The organism is Pseudomonas sp. GV085 (assembly GCF_003050925.1).
GTDB lineage: Bacteria > Pseudomonadota > Gammaproteobacteria > Pseudomonadales > Pseudomonadaceae > Aquipseudomonas.
This window is the reverse complement of record NZ_QAOV01000006.1, coordinates 1-13,649: the sequence shown is the minus strand read 5'-3', so window position 1 is coordinate 13,649 and position 13,649 is coordinate 1. Positions and strand designations below refer to the sequence as shown.

The 13,649-nt window shown below is 62.0% G+C and carries 11 protein-coding genes and 1 pseudogene; 4 read left to right on the top strand and 8 right to left on the bottom strand.

Features of this window, described 5'->3' with window-relative positions; genetic code table 11:
- The first annotated feature begins 60 nt into the window (after positions 1 to 60).
- The 3 genes from C8K63_RS14105 to C8K63_RS14095 all read left to right on the top strand — a co-directional run bounded on the left by C8K63_RS14105 (position 61) and on the right by C8K63_RS14095 (position 3,252).
- On the top strand, positions 61 to 924 hold the full coding sequence (locus C8K63_RS14105; RefSeq protein WP_108217268.1) for a LysR family transcriptional regulator: 864 nt from the start codon (positions 61 to 63) through the stop codon (positions 922 to 924).
- A 106-nt stretch (positions 925 to 1,030) separates the two neighbouring features.
- Positions 1,031 to 2,176, top strand: a complete 1,146-nt coding sequence (locus tag C8K63_RS14100; RefSeq protein ID WP_108217267.1) for an SRPBCC family protein — start codon at positions 1,031 to 1,033, stop codon at positions 2,174 to 2,176.
- Positions 2,173 to 3,252 (top strand): SMP-30/gluconolactonase/LRE family protein, encoded by a 1,080-nt coding sequence (locus C8K63_RS14095; RefSeq protein WP_108217266.1) that lies wholly within the window; start codon positions 2,173 to 2,175, stop codon positions 3,250 to 3,252. Before C8K63_RS14100 ends, C8K63_RS14095 begins: the two co-directional genes overlap by 4 nt.
- A 171-nt stretch (positions 3,253 to 3,423) precedes the next feature.
- Here the strand turns inward: C8K63_RS14095 and C8K63_RS30800 are convergent, their stop codons facing one another.
- The 4 genes from C8K63_RS30800 to C8K63_RS14075 all read right to left on the bottom strand — a co-directional run bounded on the left by C8K63_RS30800 (position 3,424) and on the right by C8K63_RS14075 (position 7,103).
- The gene (locus C8K63_RS30800) at positions 3,424 to 3,549 is read right to left on the bottom strand and encodes a hypothetical protein (RefSeq protein ID WP_256357299.1); all 126 of its coding nucleotides are present in this window, start codon (positions 3,547 to 3,549) and stop codon (positions 3,424 to 3,426) included.
- Between the two features lie 106 nt (positions 3,550 to 3,655).
- Positions 3,656 to 3,889 carry a DUF465 domain-containing protein gene (locus C8K63_RS14085; protein WP_108217265.1) on the bottom strand — a complete coding sequence of 78 codons (234 nt, stop codon included), beginning with the start codon at positions 3,887 to 3,889 and terminating at the stop codon, positions 3,656 to 3,658.
- 173 nt (positions 3,890 to 4,062) lie between these two features.
- On the bottom strand, positions 4,063 to 6,174 hold the full coding sequence (locus C8K63_RS14080) for a PAS domain-containing sensor histidine kinase (RefSeq protein WP_108217264.1): 2,112 nt from the start codon (positions 6,172 to 6,174) through the stop codon (positions 4,063 to 4,065).
- A gap of 239 nt (positions 6,175 to 6,413) precedes the next feature.
- Entirely contained in the window at positions 6,414 to 7,103 is a 690-nt protein-coding gene (locus C8K63_RS14075; RefSeq protein WP_108217263.1) for a GntR family transcriptional regulator, read from the bottom strand.
- 135 nt (positions 7,104 to 7,238) lie between these two features.
- Here C8K63_RS14075 and C8K63_RS14070 point away from each other — a divergent pair.
- A pseudogene (locus C8K63_RS14070) lies at positions 7,239 to 7,437 on the top strand (flavin reductase family protein); the annotation flags it as partial.
- A 125-nt stretch (positions 7,438 to 7,562) separates the two neighbouring features.
- Here C8K63_RS14070 and C8K63_RS14060 read toward each other — a convergent pair.
- Genes C8K63_RS14060 through lexA form a run of 4 tightly spaced genes read right to left on the bottom strand, consistent with a single transcriptional unit; the run spans position 7,563 to position 13,294 of the window.
- Complete coding sequence (locus C8K63_RS14060; RefSeq protein ID WP_178086785.1) at positions 7,563 to 10,661, bottom strand: error-prone DNA polymerase; 3,099 nt, start codon at positions 10,659 to 10,661, stop codon at positions 7,563 to 7,565.
- Complete coding sequence (locus C8K63_RS14055) at positions 10,637 to 12,052, bottom strand: DNA polymerase Y family protein (protein WP_108217261.1); 1,416 nt, start codon at positions 12,050 to 12,052, stop codon at positions 10,637 to 10,639. The genes C8K63_RS14060 and C8K63_RS14055 overlap by 25 nt, the downstream gene beginning before the upstream one ends.
- 7 nt (positions 12,053 to 12,059) lie before the next feature.
- Positions 12,060 to 12,677 carry a translesion DNA synthesis-associated protein ImuA gene (imuA, locus tag C8K63_RS14050; RefSeq protein WP_108217260.1) on the bottom strand — a complete coding sequence of 206 codons (618 nt, stop codon included), beginning with the start codon at positions 12,675 to 12,677 and terminating at the stop codon, positions 12,060 to 12,062.
- Positions 12,677 to 13,294 (bottom strand): transcriptional repressor LexA, encoded by a 618-nt coding sequence (gene lexA, locus C8K63_RS14045; protein ID WP_108217259.1) that lies wholly within the window; start codon positions 13,292 to 13,294, stop codon positions 12,677 to 12,679. The genes imuA and lexA overlap by 1 nt, the downstream gene beginning before the upstream one ends.
- Positions 13,295 to 13,649 lie beyond the last annotated feature (355 nt).

Genomic DNA, 13,649 nt, shown 5'->3' with positions numbered 1-13,649 from the left:
CCCTCGCCACAGGTTCAGCGGTGCTCTTACAATGCGAGCACTTACACCACCGGCCGCCCCATGGACATCGACCTCGCCCGCACCTTCCTCGAAATCGTCCGCCATGGCAGCCTGGCTGCCGCCGCGGAAAAACTCCATGTCACCCAGACCGCGATCACCGCGCGGGTGCAGAAACTCGAAAGCCAACTGGGCAGCACCCTGTTCGTGCGCAACCGCGCCGGAGCCCGCCTGACACCCAACGGTGAAGCCTTCGTGGTGTATGCCAATCAACTGGTGCAAACCTGGGAAGCCGCGCGGCGTGATCTGCCATTGCCCGAGGGTTATCGCGATGTGCTGCACATCGGTGGCGAGGTGAGTCTGTGTAACCCGCTGATGCTCGGTTGGGCCGGCGAAATCCGTAACAACATCCCCAGCCACGCCTTGCGCATGGAAATCCGTGACGGTGAAAACCTGCTGCGTCAACTGGAGTTGGGCGTTCTGGATGCCGCGCTGGTGTATCAGCCCGAGTATTGGCCGCGTTTGCAGGTCGAGCAGATTCTCGAAGAAAAGCTGATTCTCGTGCGCCTGGCCGGCAAGCCAGATCCTTATGTGTACATCGATTGGGGCGCTGACTTCCGACGCCAGCACGACGCCGCCCTGCCGGAAAAAGCCAAGGCTGCGCTGAGTTTCAATCTTGGCCCGCTGGGCCTGCAGTACCTTCTCGAAAACGGCGGCAGCGGCTACTTCCGCACCCGCGTCGTGCAGAGCTATCTGGATAGTGGCGCCCTGGAACGGGTGCCCAAGGCGCCGGAATTCAACTACCCGACCTATCTGGTCTATTCGCGCGATCGTGACTCGCCGACACTGCAACGCGCCTTCGACCTGCTGCGCAAGGTTATCGATTCCGACGAAGACTGGTCGCAACGCTGGGACCCGCTGACTTGAGACCGGCTTGCACCGGATCATGGCCGTTGTGGCCTCAAGGTTCGGTCCGTCAAATCACCGGGATCGGCTAATCTGAAAGAGATAACAATAACGACAGGTGATTGCAGTGAGGCAGACCACCGAAGGATTCCGCAGCCGTTACCGCGCCGACATTCATCCGCTCTACAATCCCTGGCTGCACGGCGCGTTTGTCCTGGCGTTCGGGGCACTGGCGATCATCGTCTTCTGGAGCAACGTACATCAGGTGCGGCCAGCGGAATGGCTGGCGGTGCCCGTCACGCTGCTGTTGTTCAACCTCGGTGTGTACAGGGTGCATCGCCACCTGGGGCATCATAAAAAGACCTTCGCCCGGCTGTTTTATGCCCGTCACGCCGTCGACCACCACAGCTTTTTCACCCCCGGTCACATGACCTACGACAGCGCCAGCGACTGGCGGGTGATCCTGTTTCCGGCGTGGCTGATCGTGCTGCACACCTTCGCCGTCGCCCTGCCCCTCTGGTGGCTGCTCAAGCACATCAATACCAACGTCGCCGGATTGGTCGGCGGCCTGCTTGTCCTCGGTTACCTGGCTTATGAAGTGTTTCATGCCTGCGAGCACCTGCCGTCGCGCAACCCGGTCACACGACTGCCGTGGATCCGCCAGATGCGCCGGCTGCACGAGCTGCATCACCGCCGCGAACTGATGCAGGAGCGTAATTTCAACATCGTTTTCCCGCTGATGGACTACCTGTTCGGCACCCTCTATTGGGAGCCGGAACCTGCGCCGTTAAACACGACGAGAACGCCCATGACCCGCATGCAGCATCAGATTGTCATTGCCGGAAACCCGATCGATGTACTGGCCTACGCCAGCACCGTGACCCTTTGGCCGCAATGGCATCCGTCGTCGCTGCATATCGATGGGCCGAAAGGCCCGTTGCATGCCGGCGCACGTTTCGAAGAGGACATCCGCGCTGGTGGCCGTGACGGGCACTTGCGCTGGGAGGTGGCGGAGTACCTGCCCGGACGGCGCTGGAGTGCGTGCGCACAGGGGGATCATGGCCTGTCGCTGGTGGTGACCTATGAATGCGATGCCGAGGGCAACGACACACGTTTCGTCCGCACCCTGGAGTATCAATTCAGCGGTCTGGCGATGCGGATTGCCAACCGGTTGTTGCTCAAGCGGCGCATCGATCGGGAATCGGCGGCGTCGATGCGGGCATTGCGCGAAATGGCGCCGAAATACCTGACGGCGACAGGGGTCAGCGCGTGAGCAGAGCCTTCAAATGCCTGTTGCTGATCATCTTCGTCATCGGCGCCTTCCTGCTGCTGATGCCGACCAAGGTGCGACCGGTGGCCTGGGCTCCACAACTTGCGCCATCCCTCTCCAGCGGAATCTACGCGGACAATCAGCGGCTCAAGGGGGTGGAACGCGTCGGTGCCGCCGACATCGACGGGCCGGAAGCCTTGTTGCTGGAAAACGACACACTCATTACCGGTCTGCACGACGGTCGTCTGATCCTCACGAGCCTGGACGGCAAGACCACCAAAGTCCTGGCCGATACCGGAGGCCGGCCATTGGGTCTGGCCCGTCATCCCAATGGTCTGCTGGTGATCGCCGATGCCGTCAAAGGCTTGTTGGCCCTCGACGCCCAGGGGCGCCTGGTGGCCTTGAGCACAGAGGCCGACGGCGTTCCCTTCGGCTTTACCGACGATGTGACCATCGACAAACCCGGTCACTACGCCTATTTCAGCGATGCTTCGAACCGCTTTGGCTATGGCCACGACGGTGAGGCCGTAATCGAACATGGTGGTGGCGGTCGCCTGCTGCGTTACGACTTCCAGACCGGCAAAACGTCGGTTGTGCTGGATAAGCTGGAGTTTGCCAACGGCGTGACCCTGGGGCCGGACGATGCTTATGTACTGGTCAATGAAACCGGCGCCTACCGCATCAGCCGTTACTGGCTCAGCGGCCCCAAGGCCGGCACCCATGACCTGTTCATCGACAACCTGCCGGGGCTGCCGGACAACCTGTCGTTCAATGGCCGCGACCGGTTCTGGGTGGCGCTGTATGCCCCCCGAAACGCTTTGCTCGATGGCACGGCGGCCCATCCGTTCGTGCGCAAGATGATCGTGCGAGCCATGACCGTATTGCCCAGGCCCGTGGAAAAACGCGGGTTTGCCCTGGGCCTGGACCTTGAAGGCAAGGTGATCGCCAACCTGCAGGACGGCAGCAGCGACAACTACTCGCCCATCACCACGGTACGCGAGTATGGAGACTGGCTGTATTTCGGTTCGCTGAAAGCGCAGAACATGGTGCGGTTGCCTTTGAGCAAGGCATTGCAATAAGCAGCCTCTTTTTCTGAATTCACTGAAGAACTACTGTGGGAGCGAGCCTGCTCGCGAAGACGTCAGCACATTCAACATCGACATTGACTGTCAGGCCCTCTTCGCGAGCAGGCTCGCTCCTACAGGGGACGGTGTTCATTCTGAATCGACGTCGACACCTTCATCTCCCGGTCACTCATCAATACCAGGCTCTTCCTCGGGATTGACCGTGGTGTGTTCGGGGCTCAGCGGTTCGGGATGAGTGGGTATAGGGTCGTAGCCACCCGGTTGTTCTCCGGGGTATTCGGGCTGGGTCATGAGGCACCTCGTCGAGAGCCATGACATTGGTCTGCGAGCATTCGAGGTGCCGGTTCTGGTTGCCGTTCCAACGGTTCAGCCACCGGTCATTGGTGGCACTGGCGGGTCAGGACGACGAGCCCAACTGCCTGACGATCTTGTCCTTGACCTGAAGACGTACCTCCTTGAGTTTCCTTACGGTGTCATCGTTGGACTTGGCCTCCTCTGCTTTCACCACTTCGGCATCCGCCTGGGAATACTTGTTAAGCAGTGAATCCAGTAACGGATCCTTGGTGCGTTTCTGCTGGATTTCTTCCTTTGAGCGTTTCAGATCCTGATAAAGGTCATGGGGCACCGGCATGGAACACCTCCGTTTGTTGATCGGCAGCGAGACGCGATCAATTGCGTTCACCAACTATCAGAATGGCCTCGGTTAGCCTGTTCTGTCGACCACCTGTCAGACCAGCGGTGTCCGTTCGTCGTCCTGTCGCAAGCGCGATAAAACCTTTGCCTGCACCCGCGCCGTCACCGGTTTCAGCCGTTAAGCACCATGCGCACCATTTGCCTGAGTGCTTCGGGATTGTAGGGTTTGCTCAGCAGGTGGGTGTCGGGGCTGAGCTGGTGATTGCGCGAGATGATGTCGCGGGTATGCCCCGAGGTGAACAGCACGGCCACCGGTGGTTCCTGCACTTTCGCCCAGGCCGCCAGGTCCGAACTCTTGATCAGGCCGGGCATGATCACGTCGGTGAATATCAAGTCCACCACTAACCCTTCCAGCAACATTTGCATGGCGACGTCACCATTGGTGGCCGTGAGGATCTGATAGCCCTCTTCGCGCAACAACTCCACCACCGACACCCGCACGGCCTCATTGTCTTCGACCACCAGGATGCGTTCGTGCCCGCCCCGTTGCGGCACATCAGGGCTCAGCGTTTCACTGGGTGGCACGCGCAGGGTGCGCGGGAAATACAACTGCACCCGAGTCCCCTGCCCCAGACTGCTGGAGATTTCGATATGACCGCCACTCTGTTTGACGAAACCAAACACCATGCTCAAGCCCAATCCGGTGCCCTGACCGTCGGCCTTGGTGGTGAAGAACGGCTCGAACGCCTGGGCCAGCACCTGCGGCGGCATGCCGACGCCGGTATCCGCTACGGACACCCGCACATAGTCCCCGGCGGCAATGCCTTTTCCCGCACAAAATTCGCGATCAAGGACGATGTTTTCTGCACAAATGTCAATCCTGCCCTCGCCTTGAAGGGCGTCACGGGCATTGATTGCCAGATTGAGAATGGCGTTTTCCAGCTGGTTGCGATCGACAAACACGCTCCACGAATCTTCGGGCGCCGACATGTGAACCTGGAGCGTTTCACCCAAGGCGCGCAGCAACAGTTCCGCCAGGCCATCGAAAATCTGCCGCAACGTGAAGACCGCGGGCGACAAAGGTTGGCGCCGGGAGAATGCAAGCAATTGCGAGGACAGCTTGGCACCGCGCTCGACTGCGGCAATCGACGCCGATACCCGGCGCTGCACATTGGCGTTTTTCGGCTCATGGCGTGCCAACAGGTGCAGGTTGCCGGCGATCACTTGCAACAGGTTGTTGAAGTCGTGGGCCACACCGCCGGTGAGGCCACCGATGGCTTCGAGTTTCTGTGACTGGCGCAGTTGTTCTTCCGCCACCAACCGCGCCTCGACCTCATCAGCCACCCGCTGCTCCAGGTTGCGGGTGAACTTGAGCAGGGATTCTTCGGCGGTCTTGCGTTCGTGAATATCGATCAGCACGCCGGGGAAACGAAATGCCTCCCCTTGCTCATCGAATTCGCAACAACCGCTGGCGAGCACCCAGAAGTAACTGCCGTCGGGACGCTGGATCCGGTACTCGACGTTGTAGGGTTCGCCCGTCTCGACCGACAGTTTGACTCGTTCCTGGACCCAGCTGCGGTCGTCCGGATGGATCCGCCCTTTGGCGATTTCCTGTGACAGGTGGCTCAGGTCATGCCCGGGTGGATAAGAGAGCGTGCGAGCGAATCGCTCATCACCCGACAACACGTTGGTCTTGATGTCCCAGACAAAGGACCCGAGCAAGGCACCGGCGTTCAATGCCAGGCGCACCCGCTCGTTATCCGCACGATAAGCGTCTTCAGCCACTTGTCGCCGGCGCTCGGATATCACCCGCTCCGTGGTTTCCACAACCATGGACATGACCCCGGCCGGACGTCCGTCATCGTCAGCCACCGGGCTGTAGTAGAGGTCCATCCAGACATCTTCCGGAACCCCGTCACGCAGCAGCACCATTTCTTTGTTGCGATAGGACAAGGTGCCGCCCGCCAGGCAGGTATCCACCACGTGGCGATTGAAATCGGCGACTTCGGGCCAGCCCAGCTCCACCGTGGACCCCAGCAGATAGGGATGACGCCCACCGGCGAATTTCGAGTAGGCGTCATTGTAAATCATGTACCCGGACTGGCCCCAGTGCATCACCATCGGCAGCGGCGACGCAAGCATCAGCTGCACCGCACTGCTCAGGCTCTTGGACCATGAGTCGAGTGGGCCAAGTTCGGTCTGGCTCCAGTCGAACGCACGAATGCGCCCGGCCATTTCGCCGTTCCACCCGGCACACCCGTGGCTATCCGCTAGAAACTGCATCGGCTGGCTCTATCCCGGTAAATTGCACCCGTTTGTTTCGAGCATTCTGGACGCTATTCGTTTCATAGAGGTATAGCTGATTCTTGCGAGCCACTGCAGATCCCTTGTGGGAGCGAGCCGGCTCCGGGCGGCGTTCCGACGAAAGCGGTGGCACAGTCAACATCAATGTCTTCTGACACACCGCCTTCGCGAGCAGGCTCGCTCCCACAATTTGTGTCCTCAGCACGAGGGACCGTGCACTACACCTCAATCAAGTGCTTTAGCGGGTTGTAACTGCTTTTCAGGGTGGCCGCGACATCCAGGATCGCCTTCTCTATCCCATTCAAATGCATGCAGGTCAGCTCGATGGCTGCGCTCTGGTTGCCCGCTTCGATGTACTCGATCAGCCGCAGGTGTTCGTCGTCGCGGCAGACTTCGTGGCTGTCGTCATCCAGTGCGGCGGCATACAGCGACGCCCGGGAAATCAGCTTCTGGAACCAGTCGAGCAACACCGGGTTGTTCAGGCTGCGGGCCAGCTTGATGTGGAACTCGCCGAGCAGGTGAATCAGCCGTTCGTGATCACCACTCTGATGCGCTTCATCTTCCAGCAACAAATGATCGCGCAGGTCCTGTGTCACCGTCGTATCGCGACGACGGCACAGTTCGCTGACGATACCGATCTCGACCAGACGCCGGGTTTCGAACAACGAGCGAATCTCTTCGTCACTCGGCAACGACACCGATGCACCTTTATTGGGCTCGGTGGTGACCAGTCCATCGGCTTCCAATTGCTTGAGCGCGGCCCGAACGGACGTGCGGCTGACATTGAATAGCTCGGCCAGTGAGGCTTCGCCGAGCTTCATGCCCGGACGCAACGAGCGTTTGCTGATCGCCTCGTAAACCCCTTGGTAGACGCGGTCGACCGTGGTTTCCAGTTTCTTTTCCGTCATTCATCAACTCCTCGCGCCCTGTGCAACCAACCCTGGCGAATGAAGCCTTTGAAAAAGGGGCTTGCACGGGCAGATTAATCCGGGCATTTCTAAATTGCATCCAGATTTTGCATACAGTAATTATAGAAATGCACCATAATGGCCCGCGTGCGTGATGAACTGATCGATCCGAAAACCCTGTACATCGATCAGTTGGGGCTGGATGCGATCGGACGCATGGGCGGGCATGGCTATGCGCGCACGCGGGATTATTTCGAATTGCCGACGCGATCGTTACAGGCGTGGACGGATGCACCGGGGGGGTGGCGAGCGGTTTGGGCCTGTCATCAAATGACGCCTGTTTACACATGACCTGTAGGAGCTGGCTTGCCAGCGAAGGCGGCCTTGAGACGTGCAGCGCCATCAAAAACGCCTTCGCCGGCAAGCCGGCTCCTACAGGGGGATGGGTGACGGCTGGCGTCAGTGAAAATCCCGGCTGCGCACATTGATGCCATCGAGCAACGCACTCAGATCACTCAAGCGCCCGGCAATCAGATGCCGCACCTCGCCCTCCTTCTCCCAGCGGCCATCGACCTTGAGCAACTGCGAGCCGACCAACACCTGGCGCTGCCGCTCGGCCAGGTCGCGCCACACCACCACGTTGACGTTGCCGAACTCGTCCTCAAGGGTGACGAAGGTCACGCCGCTGGCGGTGGCCGGGCGTTGTCGGCCCGTGACCAGCCCGGCGATGCTGACCGGCCGACCGTGTTCGACGTCCAGCAACTCCTTCGAACTGCGGCAGCGCCGCGCCTTCAATTCACCGCGTAACAGGGCCAACGGATGCGGCCCGAGGGTGGTGCCGACACTGGCGTAATCGGCTTGCAGGTCCTCGCCCACGGTGGGCTTGGGCAACGCCACCGCGTCCTCCTCCTGGCTCGGCAGGCCGGCGAACAAACCCAGCTGCTTATGTACCCCGGCCACTTCCCAGTGCGCTCGATGGCGATCACCGGCCAGCCCGCGCAGCGCACCGGCATCGGCCAGTTGCTCCTGGGCGCGGGCATCGAGTCGCGCCCGCTCGCCCAGATCGGCGATGTCGGCAAACGCGACTTGGGAGCGGGCCGCCTCGATGCGTCGGGCATCGTCCTCGCGAAAGCCCTTGATCATGCGCAGGCCCAGGCGAATCGCCGGTTGCGCACCGGCGATCGGCTCCAGGCTGCAATCCCAGTCACTGGCGCGCACGTCCACCGGGCGAACCTGCAAATGATGACGCCGAACGTCCTGCAGAATCTGGTCCGGGCTGTAGAACCCCATCGGCCAACTGTTGATCAGCGCACAGGCGAAGGCCGCCGGTTCGTGGCATTTCAACCAGCAACTGGCGTAGGTCAGCAAAGCAAAACTGGCCGCGTGAGACTCGGGAAAACCGTAGCTGCCAAAGCCCTTGATCTGCTCGAAGATCTGCGCGGCGAATTCGGCGGTGTAGCCGTTTTTCTTCATCCCGGCGGCCAGCCTTTCCTTGTGCGGTTCGAGCCCGCCGTGGCGTTTCCACGCGGCCATGGAGCGACGTAGCTGGTCGGCCTCGCCGGGGCTGTAGTCGGCGGCGACGATGGCGATCTGCATCACCTGTTCCTGAAACAGCGGCACACCGAGGGTGCGCTTGAGCACCACTTCCAGTTCCGGCGACGGATAGGCCTCCGGTTCTTCCTTGTTCCGTCGCCGCAGGTACGGGTGCACCATGCCGCCCTGGATCGGCCCCGGCCGAACGATGGCGACCTCGATCACCAGGTCGTAGAACGTCTTCGGCCTGAGCCTGGGCAGCATCGACATCTGCGCCCGGGATTCGATCTGGAACACGCCGATGGTGTCGGCCCGACCGATCATTTCGTAGGTGGCCGCATCTTCGGACGGGATGCTCGCCAGGCTCAGGTCCAGACCCCGGTGCCGACGCAGCAGATCGAAACATCGGCGAATCGCGCTGAGCATGCCCAGCGCCAGGATATCGACCTTGAGCAAACCGACCGCATCGAGGTCATCCTTGTCCCACTGGATAATGGTGCGCTCGGCCATGGCGGCGTTTTCCACCGGCACCAGACTGTCCAGCGGCTGCTCGGAAATCACGAAACCGCCGGGGTGCTGGGACAAATGCCGGGGGAAGCCGATCAGTTGCCCCGTCAGGCTCAACACCCGGCGCAGCACCGGGCTTTCAGGGTCGAAACCGCCTTCACGCAGGCGTTCAACGGGGGGCGTTTCATCGCTCCAGTGACCGCAACAATCGGCCAAGGCGTTGATCTGGTCCGGCGGCAAGCCCAGTGCCTTGGCTACATCCCGTACCGCACCGGCCGCATGATAGGTGCTGACCACTGCCGTCAGCGCGGCGCGGGCCCGGCCGTAACGCTGGAACACGTACTGCAAGACTTCCTCGCGGCGTTCATGCTCGAAATCGACGTCGATGTCCGGTGGTTCGTTGCGTTCTTTGGATAAAAAGCGCTCGAACAGCAACGTGGTGCGATCCGGATCGATTTCGGTGATGCCCAGGGCGAAGCACACTGCCGAGTTGGCGGCAGAACCACGCCCCTGACAAAGAATCCGTTGCTGGCGGGCAAAGCGGACGATGTCGTGGACCGTCAGGAAATAGCTTTCATAGCCCAGCTCCGCGATCAGTTGCAGCTCCCTGTCGATCTGCACCAGCACTTCGCTTTTCGGCCCTTTTGGCCAGCGCCACTCGATGCCCTCCTCGGTCAAATGACGCAGCCACGAGGTGGCCGAGTGCCCTTGCGGCACCAGTTCGCGGGGGTACTGGTAACGCAACTGACCAAGATCAAAGGTGCAGCGCCGGGCGATGTTCAGCGTTTCTGCCAGCAAGGCTGGCGGGTACAGCGCCTGCAGCACATCGAGGCTGCGCAGATGGCGTTCGCCGTTGGGGTGCAGGCGCAACCCGGCATCGGCCACCGGCAGGTGATGACGGATCGCGGTCATGGTGTCCTGCAAGGCGCGCCGGCCGCGAGCGTGCATGTGCACATCGCCGCAAGCGACTGCAGGAATACGCAACTCCCTGGCCAGAGTCAGCAGATCGTCCAGGCGCCGGGCATCGTCCTGACCGCGATGCAACTGCACGGCCAGCCACAGGCGCTCGGCGAAGACCTGCTTGAGCCAGTGGCCCTGTGCAAAGGCATCGACAGCGTCCGGAACCCACAACGCCAGCAATCCCGGCAACGGTTCGCTGAAGTCTTCGCGCAGCACCTGATACTGGCCTTTCTGCGTGCGGCGCCGGGCGCGGGTGATCAATCGGCACAGCGCCTGATAGCCCTCGAGGTTCTCCACCAGCAGCACCAGTTTCGGACCGTTCTCGATGCGTATCTCGCTGCCGATGATCAGCGGCAACTCCACGGACTTCGCCGCTTGCCAGGCGCGAACGATGCCCGCCAGGGTGCATTCGTCGGTGATCGCCAGGGCTTGATAACCCTGATTTTTTGCGCGCTGGAACAGCTCGAGGGCACTGGAGGCACCGCGCTGGAAGCTGAAGTTCGACAGGCAGTGCAATTCGGCATAGTCGATGCTCATGCGAACCACCCCTGCAACCACAACGGGCCGTCCTCACCGACCGCCCGGTAGGCCCAGCCCTGTTGGCCGGCACGGGTTTCGATCAGGTAATAGTCGCGGCGTACGTCGTCGCCGTCCCACCAGCCAGACTCGATACGTTCCGGCCCCATGAGGATGCGCGCCGTGCCCTGATGCACGGCCAGCGGTTCAGCCAGTAGCCAGCCCGGCCGTTTCACCGCCGCCGGCACTGCACAGGGCTGGCTGTCGGCACTGGCCTGCCACGCACACTCGGGGCGGTGATCAGCCTGGAAGCGCAGGCCATGCACCGCGTCATCCCCCAGCCGTGCACGCAGGCGCTCGCGCAGTTGCTCCCAAGGCAAGGACTGCTGCGGACGGTCGTCGAACAGCTCCTGATGCTGGGGCACGAAGGTCGGCAGGTCTTCGGCACGCAGGCGAAAGCCGCGCACCGGCGCCTCGACCTGGACCTGCTCCAGCCGCCCCCGGGCCAGTTCGAAAAGCATCGCCGCATCCCGCTCGGCGCTGAGCAGGCCGACCTTGATGAGCGTGTCCGGCAACCCGGCGTGTTCCAGATGCAGGTCGAAACGTTGTACGCCGCTGTCGCGACCGCAGAGGAACGCTGACAGGTCGCCGGTCAACCGGCGCAACGGAAACAGCAAGGCCTGATGGGACTGCACATCGAAATTGAGCTCGATGCGCACATCGAAGCGGTCCGGCGGCAGGTAAAACGCCAGCGCCAACCGCCGCAAACCCAAGAGGGCATCCAGATGCTTGAGCACCTGGGCCTCGAAACGCCGGGCCAGGCTATGCCGGGGCAGCGCCTGCACCTGGCTCAAGGTGCGCAGGCCCATGCGCGACAAGGCCGTGGCGACCGAGGCTTCGAGGCCGATCCGGTCGACGGGCATTTGCCCCAGGTGATGCTGCAAGGCTTGATCGTCCGGGACCACCAGACCGTCATAGGCGTTGGCCAGCACCCGCGCCGCCACCGGGTTTGGCGCGGCCACGATGCGGTGCCGAAACCCCAGTTCGCCGAGTTCACGGCGCAAAAGCGCTTCGAATTGCGGCCAGGCGCCGAACAGGCCGAGGCTGGATTCGATCTCGAACACCAGGGTCCGGGGGTAATGCACGCTGACCTGGGAACTGAAGCGATAGGCCCAGGCGGCGAGAAACTGCTGCCAGTGTTCGATTTCAGCGGCGTCGTATTCGGCCGTGACAAAACCTTTGCTCAAGGCCTGTGCCGCACTCATGGACTGGCCGGGACGCAAACCCAGCGCCCGCGCCGCACCGTTGACGGCCTGCAGCACCCGGCGCTGGGCCGGGCCGGTCAGCAACGCCAGGGGTTCATCGGGATCGGCGCGCTGACGCAGTACCGCGTCCAGCGCCAATTGCGGGAAAACAATGCAGACCCAGCGCATGGCAACCTCAATGCCCCACGACGAAGGCAATCGGCGCCGAACGGGCCAGGCCGCCGCGGCACTTGAGCACGCGCAGTTGTGCCGGCCGGGCATCGATGGCAATGCGCAGGGCCGCTGGCGAAGGGTTGATCGCTTCGCCAAGGGGGCGATAGGCGAAGGCCAGGGTCTGGCCGGTTTCCGCTGCCACCTGCAAGCGGCGCAAGGCGCGGTCATCGGCCTTGTGCGGCCAGCACAGCACCGCGCCGCAACTGCCCGAGCGCAAGCATTGTTCCGCGGCCCACAGCGCATCACGCTCGCCGGCCTGGATGATCGACAATTGACGCAGATCGACCCCGGCGCCCTGCCACGCCTGGGGGTACGGCACATAAGGCGGCGCCACCAGCACGATGCGCTCGCCCGCCGCCGACAGCCGTGCCAGCGTCGGCCACACCAGTTGCAATTCGCCCACGCCCTGCCCGGCCAACAGGATTTCCGTCAGCGCCGCCTCCGGCCAGCCACCGCTGGGCAACGCGGCGTCCAGCGCGGCATGCCCGGTGGGCTGCGGGCTGGCGGCCGGTGGCGCAGGCCGGCCCCTCCAGACCTGGCCGCCATTGAACAGCGTATCCAGCGCAACGACGGCACCCATCAGCCTTGCCTCACCAGGCCACAGAACACGCCTTCGATGGCCAGGTCCCGGTCGGCCTCGACAATGATCGGCTGGTAGGCCGGGTTGCGCGGCAGCAGGCGAACCACATCGCCGACCCGCTCGAAGCGCTTGATGGTGACTTCACCGTCGAGCCGCGCCACGACGATCTGGCCGTTGAGCGCCTCGGGGCTGCGGTGCACGCCCACCAGGTCGCCGTCGAGAATGCCGTCCTCGATCATCGAATCACCCCGTACCCGCAACATGTAGTCCGGCACTCGCGAAAAGATCGACGGATCGAGCAGCAAGCGGCTGTGTACCTCGGCATCGGCACCGATCGGCGCACCGGCCGCCACCCGGCCGAGCACAGGGATGTCCAGCAACTCGGGACGCGGCGGCTGCCCGAGCAGGCGAATGCCCCGGGCCTGATTCGGGTTGACCTCGATAAACCCGGCTTCGGTCAGCGCCAGCACATGCTTGCGCGCCACGCTGCGGGAGGCGAAACCGAACGCCTCGCTAATCTCGGCGAGGCTCGGAGGCTGACCGTGCTCGGCGATGCGATCGCGGATAAAGGTCAGGATGGCGGTACGGCGGGGAGTCAGAGTCGTCATGGAGTACATTTGTACTCTTTTGGCTTTTTCCTGGCAAGGACTTGTAGGAGCTGTCGAGTGAAACGAGGCTGCGATCTCTTGAGACCAGAGCAAAAAGATCGCAGCCTGCGGCAGCTCCTACAGGAGGCCGGTTCAAACGTAACGTCCAGCGCTCCTTACTCGAACAAAACGAGCGATCAAAAAACAAGGTCTACCGTTCGTCGCATTTCTAAAAAAATCGGCATCTAAAGAAAATAAAAATTCATAAAAAAGTACGAAACGCACATTTACTCTTATCAAACAAAAAATAACCCATTGTTTTTGCTCTAAAAATTATCCAGCCATCACCAACTGCATGCCCAGCTTGCGCGCCTTGTGTTCCAAG